The organism is Devosia sp. (assembly GCF_028290435.1).
Taxonomy (GTDB): Bacteria; Pseudomonadota; Alphaproteobacteria; order Rhizobiales; family Devosiaceae; genus Devosia.
In genome coordinates, this window is record NZ_JAQGJV010000006.1 from 13,727 (window position 1) to 27,619 (window position 13,893).

General features: G+C 62.9%; 14 protein-coding genes. 5 read left to right on the top strand and 9 right to left on the bottom strand.

The features are described 5' to 3' along the window. Window positions 1–10: 10 nt before the first annotated feature. The 3 genes from JWP26_RS01210 to JWP26_RS01220 all read right to left on the bottom strand — a co-directional run bounded on the left by JWP26_RS01210 (window position 11) and on the right by JWP26_RS01220 (window position 2,111). The gene (locus JWP26_RS01210; RefSeq protein WP_299722251.1) at window positions 11–829 is read right to left on the bottom strand and encodes an alpha/beta hydrolase; all 819 of its coding nucleotides are present in this window, start codon (window positions 827–829) and stop codon (window positions 11–13) included. Further along, window positions 830–1,468: a DsbA family oxidoreductase gene (locus tag JWP26_RS01215; protein WP_299722254.1), complete on the bottom strand. Its 639-nt coding sequence runs from the start codon at window positions 1,466–1,468 to the stop codon at window positions 830–832. It abuts the gene before it with no gap. A 100-nt stretch (window positions 1,469–1,568) separates the two neighbouring features. Then, a complete protein-coding gene (locus tag JWP26_RS01220) occupies window positions 1,569–2,111 on the bottom strand; it encodes a hypothetical protein (RefSeq protein WP_299722257.1) in 543 nt (180 codons plus the stop codon). Window positions 2,112–2,264: 153 nt separating this feature from the next. Here JWP26_RS01220 and JWP26_RS01225 point away from each other — a divergent pair, with 153 nt between their 5' ends. Together JWP26_RS01225 and JWP26_RS01230 are read left to right on the top strand one after the other, a co-directional pair. Beyond that, on the top strand, window positions 2,265–2,480 hold the full coding sequence (locus JWP26_RS01225; RefSeq protein WP_299722260.1) for a SlyX family protein: 216 nt from the start codon (window positions 2,265–2,267) through the stop codon (window positions 2,478–2,480). 15 nt (window positions 2,481–2,495) lie between these two features. Continuing rightward, entirely contained in the window at window positions 2,496–2,846 is a 351-nt protein-coding gene (locus JWP26_RS01230) for a VOC family protein (protein ID WP_299722263.1), read from the top strand. Between the two features lie 170 nt (window positions 2,847–3,016). Here the strand turns inward: JWP26_RS01230 and JWP26_RS01235 are convergent, their stop codons facing one another. From JWP26_RS01235 to JWP26_RS01255, 5 genes are all read right to left on the bottom strand, one after another. Next, entirely contained in the window at window positions 3,017–4,420 is a 1,404-nt protein-coding gene (locus tag JWP26_RS01235; RefSeq protein WP_299722434.1) for an NAD(P)(+) transhydrogenase (Re/Si-specific) subunit beta, read from the bottom strand. Between the two features lie 8 nt (window positions 4,421–4,428). Continuing rightward, window positions 4,429–4,731: a proton-translocating transhydrogenase family protein gene (locus JWP26_RS01240; RefSeq protein ID WP_299722266.1), complete on the bottom strand. Its 303-nt coding sequence runs from the start codon at window positions 4,729–4,731 to the stop codon at window positions 4,429–4,431. Further along, complete coding sequence (locus tag JWP26_RS01245; protein ID WP_299722269.1) at window positions 4,732–6,264, bottom strand: Re/Si-specific NAD(P)(+) transhydrogenase subunit alpha; 1,533 nt, start codon at window positions 6,262–6,264, stop codon at window positions 4,732–4,734. A 122-nt stretch (window positions 6,265–6,386) separates the two neighbouring features. Continuing rightward, the gene (locus JWP26_RS01250) at window positions 6,387–6,626 is read right to left on the bottom strand and encodes an aa3-type cytochrome c oxidase subunit IV (protein WP_299722272.1); all 240 of its coding nucleotides are present in this window, start codon (window positions 6,624–6,626) and stop codon (window positions 6,387–6,389) included. A 46-nt stretch (window positions 6,627–6,672) separates the two neighbouring features. After that, a complete protein-coding gene (locus JWP26_RS01255; RefSeq protein ID WP_299722275.1) occupies window positions 6,673–8,481 on the bottom strand; it encodes a M3 family oligoendopeptidase in 1,809 nt (602 codons plus the stop codon). Window positions 8,482–8,676: 195 nt separating this feature from the next. On the opposite strand from JWP26_RS01255, the gene JWP26_RS01260 reads away from it, so the two are divergent. Further along, window positions 8,677–10,161, top strand: a complete 1,485-nt coding sequence (locus JWP26_RS01260) for a sigma-54 dependent transcriptional regulator (RefSeq protein WP_299722278.1) — start codon at window positions 8,677–8,679, stop codon at window positions 10,159–10,161. A 74-nt stretch (window positions 10,162–10,235) separates the two neighbouring features. Continuing rightward, a complete protein-coding gene (locus JWP26_RS01265) occupies window positions 10,236–12,209 on the top strand; it encodes a PhoX family phosphatase (RefSeq protein WP_299722281.1) in 1,974 nt (657 codons plus the stop codon). 42 nt (window positions 12,210–12,251) lie between these two features. Here the strand turns inward: JWP26_RS01265 and JWP26_RS01270 are convergent, their stop codons facing one another. Continuing rightward, the gene (locus tag JWP26_RS01270) at window positions 12,252–12,911 is read right to left on the bottom strand and encodes a TetR/AcrR family transcriptional regulator (RefSeq protein WP_299722283.1); all 660 of its coding nucleotides are present in this window, start codon (window positions 12,909–12,911) and stop codon (window positions 12,252–12,254) included. 112 nt (window positions 12,912–13,023) lie between these two features. Here JWP26_RS01270 and JWP26_RS01275 point away from each other — a divergent pair, with 112 nt between their 5' ends. Continuing rightward, the gene (locus tag JWP26_RS01275) at window positions 13,024–13,869 is read left to right on the top strand and encodes an alpha/beta hydrolase (RefSeq protein ID WP_299722286.1); all 846 of its coding nucleotides are present in this window, start codon (window positions 13,024–13,026) and stop codon (window positions 13,867–13,869) included. Window positions 13,870–13,893 lie beyond the last annotated feature (24 nt).

Below are 13,893 nucleotides of genomic sequence, written 5' to 3' on the forward strand. Positions count from 1 at the left end.
CACACTTCGTTTATTGCTGCGCCGCAACCTCAGAGCGCTCGAAGAACGGCTCGGCATGGTGCCATAACCCACGATCCCACAGATCGCCGTGGGTGCCGTCCGGCACGATCCACAATTCGTCCTGGTGCGGCACCAGATCATACAGCTGCTTACCGTTGGACACATCGATCGTGGTGTCGGCGGTGCCATGGGCGATCAGCACCGGCTCGGTCACGTCCTTGATCCATTTATCGACCGGAAACTGGTCCTGCATCACCCAATAGACCGGCAGATAAGGATAGCGCTCCGCTGCCACATGGACCGCCGAAAGGAACGGCGTTTCCAGCAGCAGTGCATCGGCATCGCGCAGGCTGGCCACACAGGTTGCCGGCCCCGAGCCGAGCGAACGGCCCCAGATCACCACCGGAGCCCCCTTGGCCGCGCCCCAATCGAAGGCGGCCAGCGCATCGTCCAGTATACCCTGCTGGGTGATGCTGCCCGGCGAGGCGGGGAAGCCGCGGTAATCGAAGGCCAGAAACCCGTAGCCGGCCTGCGCCCAGGTGGCGAAGCGCTCATGCTCGCGCGAGAAACTGCCCGCATTGCCCTTATAATAGATGATCAGCGGCTTGCCGGCCTCAGGCGCCTCGTACCAGCCGTTGATGACGCTGCCATCGACCGGGATCGCCACTTCATCGGCTCCCACGATGGCGGTGTCCGCCAGGGCCGTAATTGGCCCCGTGCGCTCATATTGCAGGTCGCGCTGAAAATAATACATGCCGCCCACCACCGCGGCATAGCCGAGCATGATGAGAACGACCAAGCCAACCAGGATGCGACGGAGAATTTTCACTCAAGCTTCTTCCAGCGTCTGTGCAATGGCCTTCTCGAAGACCTCCTGCGGCTGGGCGCCGCTCAGGGCATATTTCTCGTTGAACACGAAAAACGGCACGCCGCGAATGCCCTGCTCGGCCGCCTGAACCGCCAACTGCTCGGTGATCGCCAATTCATTTGCGTCGTTCATCGCGTCCATGGCGTCGCCGCGATCGAAGCCGAACTCCACCGCCAGATCGGCCAGCACATTGTCGTCGTTGATCTGGCGATGCTGCAGGAAATACGCCTCCGCGATGGCATTGGCCAGTTCATGCTGCACGCCCAGGGGCTTGGCCAGCCGCGTAATGGTATGGGCCTTGGCAGTAGGGAACATGCGCGGCTGCTGCGACAGGTCAAGATCAATACCGGCCTTTTTGGCCTCGCTCTCCACGCGCTCCCACATTTCCTTGGGCTCTTTGCCATACTTTTCGCGCAGCATGTCGGCCACGACAACACCTTCCGCCGGCGTCGAAGCATCGAGATAGAAGGGATGGTTCTCCACGATCACCTCGATATCGTCGGGCAGATCGGCCAGGGCCTTGTCCAGCCGCGCCGAGCCCACCAGGCACCAGGGGCAGACAACATCGGTGAACACGTCGATCTTGAGAGTCTTGGACAAGGCAAATCCTTTCGCGCAAGCGAGCCAGTACAGTCCTCAGATGGCGCGAAAGGGCGTGCGCCGCAAGGACGCACGCCAAGGTAACTACGAGAATGGCGGATTAGTGTTTGTTGTGATCGACCAGCGCGAAGGGCGGCGACCAGCCACCGGCCAGGGTGGTGAAGCCGATCAGCGAGCCGAGACCGAACCACAGCAGGCCCGGCGCCAGCAGCAGCGCAGCGCCACCCGACAATGCCGAGGCGCGCATGGCCGCAACGACGCCGGTCAGCAGCACCAGCATGGGCAGCAGCCCCATCATCAGCGGATTGGCAACACTCAGCGCAAATGGCAACAGGATGACGCCGGCAATCAGCGCCACGATCCAGCGGCTGGCGCTGCGCCCCGCAGGGCCGCGCTGGCCGACCAGCCACCTAGCAACACCCCACATCGGCAGGGTCAGCATCATCGCCGCCGCTACCGTCCATTCCGGCAGGCCCATTGGCGGCGTTACGACAGGCATTACGCCCATTGCGTCGCCAAGCATATCAGCCGCGAAATAGCCCGCCATGGGCAGAGCGGCACTGAGACCCAACGTGATAACGCCCCGCACATCAGTGTGGGCGATTGCCAGATCGTGATTATGATTGGTCCAAGTGGTCGCCATTTTCGGCTCCCCCCGTTGGTTGTTCACCTAACCAATGGCCACGGCACCTAAAGGGTTCCCTATACGTCAACATGCCGCCGTGTGAGTCTCAATTGCGCCACGCCCGTTGGCGGCCTATGGATGCCCCGAAACGACCCGCAAGGAGCATTGCCGATGAGCGATCCCGACCGCCTCGCCGACCGGCTCGACGCGCTGGAAACCCGCATCGCCTATCAGGACGAGACTATCGAGGAGCTGAACGCCACCATCACCGCCCAATGGGCGGTGATCGACGCGCTCAGCCGCAAGGTAAACCTGCTCGATGAGCAGGCGCGGGCCGTCAGCAATATCGCCGATCCACGGACGGAACCGCCACCACCGCATTATTGAGGCGAGGAGGCACCCATGACCGTTCGCCGCATCGTCCCCAATCTCGCCGCCGCCAACCCACAGGCAGCTCAGAAGTTCTATCGAGATTTTCTGGAACTCGACCTGGTCATGGACCAAGGCTGGATCCTGACCTTCGCCGCCGATGGATCGGCAAAGCCGCAATTGAGCGTCGCCAGCCAGGGCGGGTCCGGTACCGAGGTGCCAACTCTCTCGATCGAGGTCGATGACGTCGACGCCATCCACAACCGCGCCGTCTCGCTCGGGCTCGAAATCGTCTACGCGATCACCGACGAACCCTGGGGCGTCCGCCGCTTCTACGTCCGCGACCCGTTTGGCAATGTGATCAACCTCCTGTCGCACATCTGAAATGCAAAAGGCCCGCCGAAGCGGGCCTTTCCAATTTCGCGGCTCTTGCCGGAAACGGATTGTGGCGAGTCAGATAGCGTGGGTTCGCGAGAACCGGAGCGGATCGTACTTAAGTACGTGAGCACCGGAAGCGCAGAGTACCCGCTCTAGCTGGCCGCCAGAATTCGTTTCTAGTGCCCGAGGGCTTTGACGATTTCCTCGGTCATCTTCTTCGCATCGCCAAACAGCATCATGGTGTTGTCGCGGTAGAACAGCTCGTTCTGCACGCCGGCATAACCCGCCGCCATGCCGCGCTTGATGAACAGCACGGTGCCGGCGTCCTCGACGTTGAGCACGGGCATGCCATAGATCGGCGAGGTCTTGTCGGTCTTGGCGGCCGGGTTGGTCACGTCATTGGCGCCGATAACAAAGGCGACGTCAGACTGGGCGAACTCGGAGTTGATGTCTTCCAGCTCGAACACTTCGTCATAGGGCACATTGGCTTCGGCCAGCAGCACGTTCATGTGCCCCGGCATGCGGCCCGCCACCGGATGGATGGCGTATTTGACGGTGACGCCTTCCTTCTTGAGCAGGTCGGCCATTTCGCGCAGGGCATGCTGCGCCTGTGCCACCGCCATGCCGTAACCCGGCACGATGATGACCTTGCTGGCGTTCTTCATCAGGAAGGCGGCGTCGTCGGCCGCGCCCTGCTTGACCGGACGATTGTCTTCGCCCTTGTCGGCCGCCGCGCCGCTGTCGCCGCCGAACCCGCCCAGGATCACCGAAATGAAGCTGCGGTTCATCGCCTTGCACATGATGTAGCTCAGGATCGCGCCCGAGGAGCCCACCAGCGCGCCGGTGATGATCAGCGCGGTATTGCCCAGCGTGAAGCCGATACCCGCCGCCGCCCAGCCCGAATAGGAATTGAGCATGGAGACGACCACCGGCATGTCGGCGCCGCCGATCGGGATGATCATCAACCCGCCGAGAACCAGCGCCAGCACGGTGATCAGCCAGAAATAGACCGGGTTGCCCGTCGTGGTCAGCAGATAGACCAGCACGATCAGCGCCACGCCGAGCACGATGTGGATGGCGTGCCGGGCCGGCAGGATGATCGGCTTGCCGCTCATATTGCCGTTGAGCTTGGCGAAAGCGATGATCGAGCCAGTGAAGGTGAAGGCGCCGATGGCCACGCCGATCGACATTTCGACCAGCGCCTGCGCATGGATCGCGCCCACTTCACCGATGCCGAAGGCTTCAGGCGCGTAAAGCGCTGCTGCGGCCACGAACACCGCGGCGAGACCCACCAGCGAGTGGAAAGCCGCAACCAGCTGCGGCATGTCGGTCATCTTGACCGTGCGCGCCATATAGGCGCCGATGCCGCCGCCGAGCGCAATGCCGCCGATGATCAGCACCCAGCTGACAACATCGACCGGAGCCGCCAGCGCCAGCGTGGTCAGGATGGCAATACCCATGCCGATCATGCCGAAACGATTGCCCTGCTGGGCCGAGCGGGGATTGGAAAGCCCGCGCAGCGCCAGGATGAACAGCACGCCCGAGACCAAGTAGAGAAGGGCGGCGATATCCGCGTTGATCATGGCGGTTAGCCCTTCTTCTTATACATTGCCAGCATGCGCTGGGTGACGAGGAACCCGCCGAAGATATTGACGCTGGCAAATACCAGCGCGATGAAGCCGAAGGCCTTGGAAACCCAATTGCCGTCAGCCGCCAACTGTACGCCCACGGCGAGCAAGGCACCCACCACGATCACCGAAGAAATGGCATTGGTCACGCTCATCAGCGGCGTGTGCAGCGCCGGGGTGACCGACCAGACCACGAAATAGCCCACGAAAATCGCCAGCACGAAAATGGCGAGCCGGAAGGTGAAGGGATCGATGGCTTCCATTTACTTGGCATCCTTGGCTGTGGTTGCGGGCTTCTTCGGCGCCGCCGGCTTCTTGGCTGCAGGTTTCTTGGCGACCGGAGCGGCAGTTGCCGCCTCGGTCACGGCTGCAACCTTCTTGGCGGCAGGCTTGGCCTTGGGCGCGACCAGAGCAACAGCTACGGCGGCGGCCGGCACGGATTGTTCCACGCCAGGCGCGGCCTTCTTGGGCGCATCCGCCATGGCCGGAACGACGACCGGCTTCGCTACAGCTTTCTTGGCAGGTGCCTTCTTGGCCGGAACCGCGCTGACGGCGCCGGTCTTGACCGGCGCAGCCTGCGGCTCGGCCTTGGTGGCCGCGACTGGCTTCTTCGGCGCAGCCTTGGCCACTGCGGCCGGCTTGGCTTCAGCAACCGGGGCAGCCGCTGCGGCCACAAACTGCGGATGCACCACCGCGCCATCGCGCGTCAGCACAGTCGCCTTGACCAGTTCGTCATCCCAGTTGATCGCCAGGACCTTGGTCTTGGCGTCGATCAGCGTGGTGACGAAGGCCAACAGGTTTCGCGCATAGAGCTGGCTAGCCGTGGTGGGGATACGACCCTGCACGTTGGTATAGCCGATGATCTTGACGCTGTTGTGCTCGATGATCTTGCCCGGCACCGTCAGCTCGACATTGCCGCCGCGTTCCGCCGCCAGATCGACGATGATCGAGCCCGGAGCCATCGATTCCACCATCGCCTTGGTGATCAGCCGCGGCGCGGGGCGCCCCGGGATCAGCGCGGTGGTGATGACGATATCCTGCTTGGCAATATGCGAGGCGGTCAGTTCAGCCTGCTTGGCCTGGTATTCGGCGCTCATCTGCTTGGCATAGCCGCCAGCGGTTTCGGCCTGCTTGAATTCCTCGTCCTCGACGGCAACGAACTTGCCACCGAGCGACTCGACCTGTTCTTTGGCTGCCGGCCGCACGTCGGTGGCCGAGACCACTGCGCCCAGCCGCTTGGCCGTGGCAATCGCCTGCAGCCCGGCAACGCCGGCGCCCATCACGAACACCTTGGCCGGACGAACCGTACCGGCAGCGGTCATCATCATTGGGAAAGCACGGTCGAATTCCGCCGCCGCGTCGATGACGCCCTGATAGCCGGCCAGATTGGCCTGCGACGACAGGATATCCATCACCTGGGCGCGCGTAATGCGCGGCATGAATTCCATGGAGACAGCGGTGACGCCCGCTTTGGCCAAAGCGGCCAATTCGACATTATTGCCATAGGGGTCGAGCGCACCGATCAGCAGCGCGCCCTTGGCCACGCCATTCAGGCTCGCCGCCGTCGGACGGCGCACCGTCAGGACGATTTCGGCATCCTTGAGCGCCGCCGCGGCGGTCGTCGCCACGCTGGCACCGGCCGCCGCATAATCGGCGTCGGGAATGCGCGCGCCGAGCCCGGCTCCCGCTTCGATCGAGACGCTGGCGCCCAGCGCGATCAGCTTGCCCACGGTTTCCGGAGTGGCCGCGACGCGGTTTTCTCCCTCGACGCGCTCGCGGACGATTGCGATTTTCATGCCGTTTCTCCTCCGGCAGCCGGCGCGTCCGAACGGACCCGCGGCATGCGGTCAAACTTCATCAATGGGCTGATGCGCCACTCAGGCAGGTAAGCGTGGTCGCGCCGAGACGCGACCTGGGCTTATTTGCGCGACAGCATTGCCAGCACCGCCGGCACCACGACCGACGCCAGGATCAGCACCACACCCAACACCGGCTGTGCACCGATGATGGCAAAATACAGCCCGATCACCAGGATCACCAAGCTCAGGACGCCGTACTTTACCAGCGACACGAACCCGTCATAGGTCCGCTGGTGTTCGGCGTAATCCATCGCGCTTTCGTTGATCATTGCGGGCAGTGGTTCGTGCTTGCTAGCCATTTCATCCTCGGAAATAAAGCGGGCCTAAAGTCTATTCGCCCAAAGTTCAATTCGGGCTGGTTGCTTCCAGTTCGTCGATCAGGCCCTCGATCATCGAAAGCCCCAAAGACCAGAATTGCGGGTCTTTCGCGTCCAGACCAAACGGCGCCAGCAGTTCGGAATGATGCTTGGAGCCACCGGCCTTCAACAACTCGAAATACCGTTCAGCAAAGCCGTCTTCGGACTTCTCATACTGCGCGTAGAGCGAGTTCACAAGGCAGTCGCCGAACGCGTAGGCATAGACGTAGAACGGCGAGTGGATGAAGTGCGGGATATAGCTCCAGAAGATGTCGTAGCCCTCGTTGAGCACGATGCCGTCGCCCAGCGATTCTGCCTGTACTTCCAGCCAGATGGCGTTGATCTCCTCGGTCCGCAACTCGCCCAAACGGCGCGCTGTGTGCACTTTGCGCTCGAAGGTATAGAAGGCGATCTGCCGCACCACGGTGTTGAGCATGTCCTCCACCTTGGAGGACAGCAGCGCGAACCGTTGCTTGGAATCCGTAGTCTTCGCCAGCAATGAGCGGAACGTCAGCATTTCGCCGAACACCGACGCCGTCTCGGCCAGCGTCAGCGGCGTATTGCTGAGCAGAGGGCCTTGCGCCGCCGCTAGCCGCTGGTGCACGCCGTGGCCCAGTTCATGGGCAAGCGTCATGATATCGCGCGAGCGGCCCATATAGTTGAGCATCAGATAGGGATGCGCGCTCGGCACCGTCGGATGCGCGAAGGCGCCGCTGAGCTTGCCATCGGCGGTCGGCGCGTCGATCCAGCCTGAATCAAAGAACGGCGCAGCGACTTCCGCCAGCTTGGGCGAAAACTTGCCATAGGCCTCCATCACTGTGGCCTTGGCGGTCTCCCAGTCCCAGGTCCGCTCGTCGCTGGTCGGCAGCGGCGCATTGCGGTCCCAGGCATTGAGCGCGTCCTTGCCGAACCACTTGGCCTTCATCTTGTAATAGCGATGGCTCAGCCGCGGATAGGCGTCGCGCACCGCGCTTTGCAGCGCATCGACCACTTCGCGCTCCACCGAATTGGCCATATGGCGGCTATCGGCGATATCCTGATAGCCTCGCCAGCGGTCGGAGATTTCCTTATCCTTGGCCAGCACATTGGTGATGTGGGTGAACAGCCGGCCATTCTCGCTCAGCGTCTTGCTGACGGCCTTATAGGCACTCTCGCGCTTCTTCTCGTCCCGCTCGGACAGCAGATGCAGCGTCGCTTCCAGCGTCAGCGTCTCGCCATCAACCTCCAGCCGCAGGCTCGCCAGCGTCTCGTCATAGAGCCGGTTCCAGGCTGAATAGGCGGTCACCGACTTGTCGTGGAACAGCTCTTCCAGCTTGTCTTCGAGCTGATAGGGCTTGGCCTTGCGCAATTCGGCAAACCAGGTGCGATAGCGCGACAGCTCAGTGTTCTGCGCAAAGGCCGCTTCCAGCACGTCGTCCTCGATCCGGTTCAGTTCCAGATCGAAGAACAACACCTTGGTGGAAAGGTTGGTCAGCGCCTCATTGGTGTCGCCCATGAACTTGGCGCGATCGGGATCGGTGGTGTTCTGCGCATATTGCAGGAACGAAAATGAGCCGATCTTACCTGTGAGATCGCCCAAAGCCTCGGTCCGCTTGATCGCCTCGATCAGCTTGCCAGCCTTGGTGAGCTCAATGAGCTTGCCCTTGTAATCCGCCTCGAACGCGACTGCGTCCGCCTTGGCCTGCTCCAGATCGCGGGCAAACTCCGGCCCATCCTTGCTCGGATAAAGGTCCGATAAATCCCATACCGGCAAGGTCCCGAACTGATTGTGCCCCTTTTGCGCGGCTTGGTCGGTCATGGCTTGAGTCTCCGGACGGTCAAAAAATGTGCGCGGACCATAGCCAGCGAGCGCGGCGATGTGAAGGGTTTTGCAGTCCCGACCAAAACCGCCCATCCGGCAAAATCCTCATGATTAATCCCCTCTTAAGTCCCAGCCGTCACACTCCTCCCAAAACGGCACACCGCGATTCGAGCGGGAAACGACCGAGGTCCAATGACGCGCGTTCTGATAGTTGACGATGATCCGGTGCAGTTGCGCCTCACCGCCGAAGTCGCCAACCGCGCCGGCTTCAAGCCCCTCCTCGCCACCGGCGGCGAGCAGGCACTGACGATTCTGCGCGACGACCGCAATATCGGCGCCATGATCCTCGATCTGGTCATGCCCGACCTCGATGGCATGGGCGTGATGGAAGTCATGGCCCGCGAGGGCCTCAACACCCCCGTCATCATCCAGACCGCCAATGCCTCGCTCGAAACTGTCGTCACCGCCATGCGGCAGGGCGCGGTCGATTATTTCGTCAAGCCGGTCGCCCCCGAGCGCCTGATCATATCCTTGCGCAATGCCATGAAGCTGGATGCGCTCGAAGCCGCCGTCCGCTCCGAACGCTCGCGCCGCTCCGGCACCTTCACCGCCGCCGATATGATCGCCAAGGCCCCCACCATGGCGCGCGTTCTGTCGCTTTGCGCCAAGGCCGCCAAGTCGACGATCCCCGTGCTAGTCGAAGGGGAAACCGGCGTCGGCAAGGAACTGATCGCCCGCATCATCCAGGGCACCGGCGACCGTGCCGGCAAGCCGTTCATCACCGTCAATTGCGGGGCCATCCCGCCCAATCTGGTGGAATCGATCCTCTTCGGTCACAAGAAGGGCAGCTTCACCGGCGCCACGTCGGACCAGCCCGGCAAGTTCGCCGAAGCCCATAACGGCACGCTGTTCCTAGACGAAGTCGGCGAATTGCCGCTCGAAACCCAGGTCAAACTGCTGCGTGCTTTGCAGGAGGGCGAGATTGAGCCTGTCGGCGCCAGCAAGCCCGAGCGCGTCAATGTCCGCGTCATCTCCGCCACCAATCGGCGCCTGCTGAACCTGGCCAAATCCGGCGAGTTCCGCGAAGACCTCTATTACCGCCTCAACGTCTTCCCGATCTACGTGCCGCCCTTGCGCGAGCGCCTAGAGGACGTGCCGGCGCTGGTGGCCCATTTCATCGCCCGCTTCGCCGCCGAAGCCGGCAAGCGCGTCATCGGCATCTCGCCCGTCGCGCTCGACCTGCTCGCCAGCTACGCCTGGCCGGGCAATATCCGCCAACTCGAAAACGCGGTGTACCGCGCCATCGTGCTGACCGATGGCGCCTACCTCGAAAGCGTGGATTTTCCGCAGATCGTCGCCCAGATCAATGGCCGCGAACTCGCCGCCAGCGCCATCGAAACGGCACCACTACAGCAAAGCCCGATCCACATCGACGACGCGCTGGGCCGCCAGCGCTATGCGCCCGAAGCGCCAGCCGCCATCGACCGCTTTATCGCCCCCACGGGCGAAGTCACTGCGCTGGCCGAAATCGAGCGTGCCGCCATCGTCTTTGCCATCGAGCACTATGGTGGGCGCATGTCGCAAGTCGCCCGCGCCCTCAAAATCGGCCGCTCGACGCTGTACCGAAAGCTGCACGAATACGGCCTCGCCGAAACCCTGCTGAGTGACGCTGCCTGAATCGGGCGCACTGTCACGTAACCTTCGTCTAGCCATGAAAAAGCTCCGCGCCATCAGCAAGCCCAGGAGCGTCCATGACCGATCGTCAGAAAACCCGCGAGCGCCCGACCCAGCGCCGCGCCTTTGCCCAGAGCTACGGCTCACTACTCAATGAAGGCCTCAACCGCCGCACCCTGCTCAAGGGTTTCCTCGCGACCACCGCCGTCGCTACCATGGGCGGCGCTTTCGGCGTGGGCCGTGCCGCTGCCGCCGCCAGCGCCTCGACACTGACCTTCACCGAACTCGATCGCGTCCGCGACGCCGCCGACCATTGGCCCGAGGGTTATGATCGCCAGGTGCTATTGCGCTGGGGCGACGCGATTTTCCCCGACAGCCCGGAATTCGACCTGGCGACCCTGAACGGCGCCGCCGCCGAGCGCCAGTTCGGCTACAACAACGACTTCACCGTGTTCCTGCCGCTGCCGATCGGCTCCAAGAGCAACGATCACGGCCTGCTGCTGGTCAGCCACGAATATGCCAGCCCGTTCCTGATGTTCCCGGGCATGACCGTTGACGACTACAAGGACAAGATGACCGACGACCAGATCCGTGCGGTCATGGCCTCGACCGGCGTCTCCGTCGTCGAAGTCAAGCGCACTGGCGCGCAGTGGGAAGTGGTCAAGGACGGCCAGTATAACCGCCGCATCCACATGGGCACCGAAATGGTCATGTCCGGCCCCGCCGCCGGCGACGACCGCCTCAAGACCAATGCCGACCCGACCGGCACTGTCGTGTTCGGCACAATTTCCAACTGCAATGGCGGCCTGACCCCATGGGGCACCATGCTATCGGGTGAAGAAGGCGCCATGGACGTCTTTGCCGGCGACTACACCACGCTGGCCAATCAGGAACTGGTCGAGCGCCAGGGCTGGGACGAAGACGAGAACGACATCTATGCCGTCTCCCGCGTCGAACCGCGCTTCAAGTTCGAAAACGAACCCAATGAATGGATGAAGTTCGACTGGGTGGTCGAGATCGATCCGATGGACCCGACCGCCAAGCCGATCAAGCGCACGGCCCTGGGCCGCATGACCCATGAAGGCGCCCAGGTCAGCGTCGCTCCCGATGGGCGCGTCGTGGTGTTCATGGGCGACGACGACGATTTCGAATATCTCTATCGCTTCGTCACCCGTGACAAGTTCAACCCCGACGACCGCGCCGCCAACAAGGACCTGCTCGATAACGGCACCCTGTCGGTCGCCCAGTTCGCCAGCGACGGCACCATGAAATGGATCCCGCTGGTCGCCGGCGAGGGCCTCCTCACCGCCGAAGCCGGTTTCGCCACCCAGGCCGACGTGGTGCTCAATACCCGCGCCGCCGCCGACCTCGTCGGCGCCACCCCGATGGACGCGCCCGAAGGCTTCATCCCCCATACCGGCACCGGCAAGCTCTATGTCGCCATGACCGAGAACGAGGACCGCCTCCCCGCCGGCGAAGACGACCGCGAAAGCGTCAACGTTGCCAACCCACGTGGCCCGAACCCGCATGGCCACCTGCTCGAACTCGTGCCACCCGGCGCGCCCGATGCTGCTGACCACGCCGCCGACGCCTTCACATGGGACGTGTTCGTCCTCTGCGGCGACCCCGCCAAGCCCGAAGACGAGAGCCTCTACCACGCCGACACCACCCCCAATGGCTGGTTCACCGACCCCGACAATATCGGTGTCGATCCGGCCGGCCGCATCTGGGTAACCACCGACGGCCCGCCGCCCGATGGCATGGCCGACGCCGTCTATGCCATGGATACCGAAGGCGAAGGCCGCGCTCTGCCCCGCCTGTTCTATATCCCGCCGACCGGTTCGGAAGCCTGCTCCCCAACCTTCACGCCCGACGCCACGAGCCTGTTCCTCTCGGTCCAACACCCGGGCGAACTGCGCATCGAGGACATGGAGGACGCCTCCTCGATGGCCGATGCCGGCACCAACTGGCCCGACTTCGTCGACGCCATCCCCGCCCGCCCCTCGTTGGTCGTCCTGACCAAGCGCGATGGCGGCGTGGTCGGCAGCTAACCAGATTATCGGTTCCGGCGACCCAGGGTTGCCGGAACCACCTTACTTCTTGCCGTAAGCCGCCAGGAACACCCGCACGCCCTCGGCAGCGTGACGCCGCAACTCGGATGCTGATGGAATGGCATCATCGCCCAGCAGCATGGCCTGGTTCAGCGGCGCCGACATAATCAGCCAGTTGAAATGCGACGCCGCCACATTGGCGTCATCGAAGCTGAGCAGGCCACGCTTGGCCAGCCGTTCAAACGCCACCGTCAGCATGCCCATCGCGCGCTGCGGCCCGCGCTCATAAAGCACTTTGGCCAGTTCGGGAAACCGGCTGACCTCCCCGATCACCAGCCGGCGCAATTGCATGACGCGCGGCGTCAACACCACGCTGAGCTGGCGATAGGCATAATCCGTCAGATATTTGGCCACGTCGCCGCCCTCATCGAGTTCGGCCACATCGTTGTGGACAATGTCGCCCGCGCCATCGGTCATGCTGGAAACGATCTCGACGAACAAAGCCTCCTTGCTGGTGAAGTGTTTGTAGACCGTCTGCTTGGAGACTTCAGACAGCGCCGCGATCTCATCCATATTGGTGCCGAGATAGCCGCTTTTGAGAAACACCTCTGTCGCCGCCGCAAGAATAGCCTGGCGCTTCAGGCTAGAGCGTTTCGAGCTGTCGGGCGAAGCCGGTTCTTCGGCGATTGTCGCTTTGGTCATCACGTCATCATTCCGGAAAATCAACCACCCTGTTGACTCTACGGTACTGGACAGTCTAGTTTTGCGCAAGTTAAGTACTGGACGGTCTAGTTCACACAGCGCGAGAGGCCCCATGACCTATCCAATTCGATCATCCACGCTCAAAGTGCCGGGCGCGACGATCTATTATGAGGTACGGGGCAGCGGCCCCATGCTGCTTATCATCGCCGGAGGACCGCAGGATGCCGGGGTGTTCGCAGGCCTGTCGCAGCGGCTCGCCGACCGTTACACCGTCGTGGCCTACGACCCTCGCGGCAACTCGCGCAGTCCGTTCGATGGCACGCCCATGGCGTTGCAACTCGATGTGCAGGCGGACGATGCGGCAGCGCTGATACGGCAGATGGGCACCGGTCCCGCTTACATCCTGGGCACCAGCGGCGGCGCCCAGATCGGCCTGAACCTGGCTGCCCGCTACCCCGATCTGGTGCTGACGCTGATGGCACACGAGCCACCAACCATGATGCTCCTTCCCGATCCGTCAGCGGAGGTCGCTGCCGCCCAAGGCCTCTACGATACCTACCGCTCCGCCGGCATCGAGGCAGCCATGGGCCAGTTCTTCGCCGATAACGGCCTCGACGACGGAGGCGATCCTTCCGAGGCACCGCCCGAATTCGCCATGCCGCCCCAAGCAATGGAAACCTTCGCGCGAGTCAGCGGCAATTTTGACTACTGGCTGGCGCACGGCATGCTGCCGCTATCGTTCTATCGCCCCGATGTCCCCGCATTGCGCGCAGGCAGGGCAAAAATCGTGGTGGCGATCGGTGAACAATCGGCTGGCCAGCCGATCGAACACATGGCCACGGCCTTAACCGATGCCCTCGGCACCAAACCCATGCCCTTCCCCGGCGACCACATGGGTTTCGAGTCCCAAACCGAAGCCTTCGCCACGGCTCTCAAACAGGCTTTTGACCGCCACTAAACGACGGATATTCAATTTGCCGAA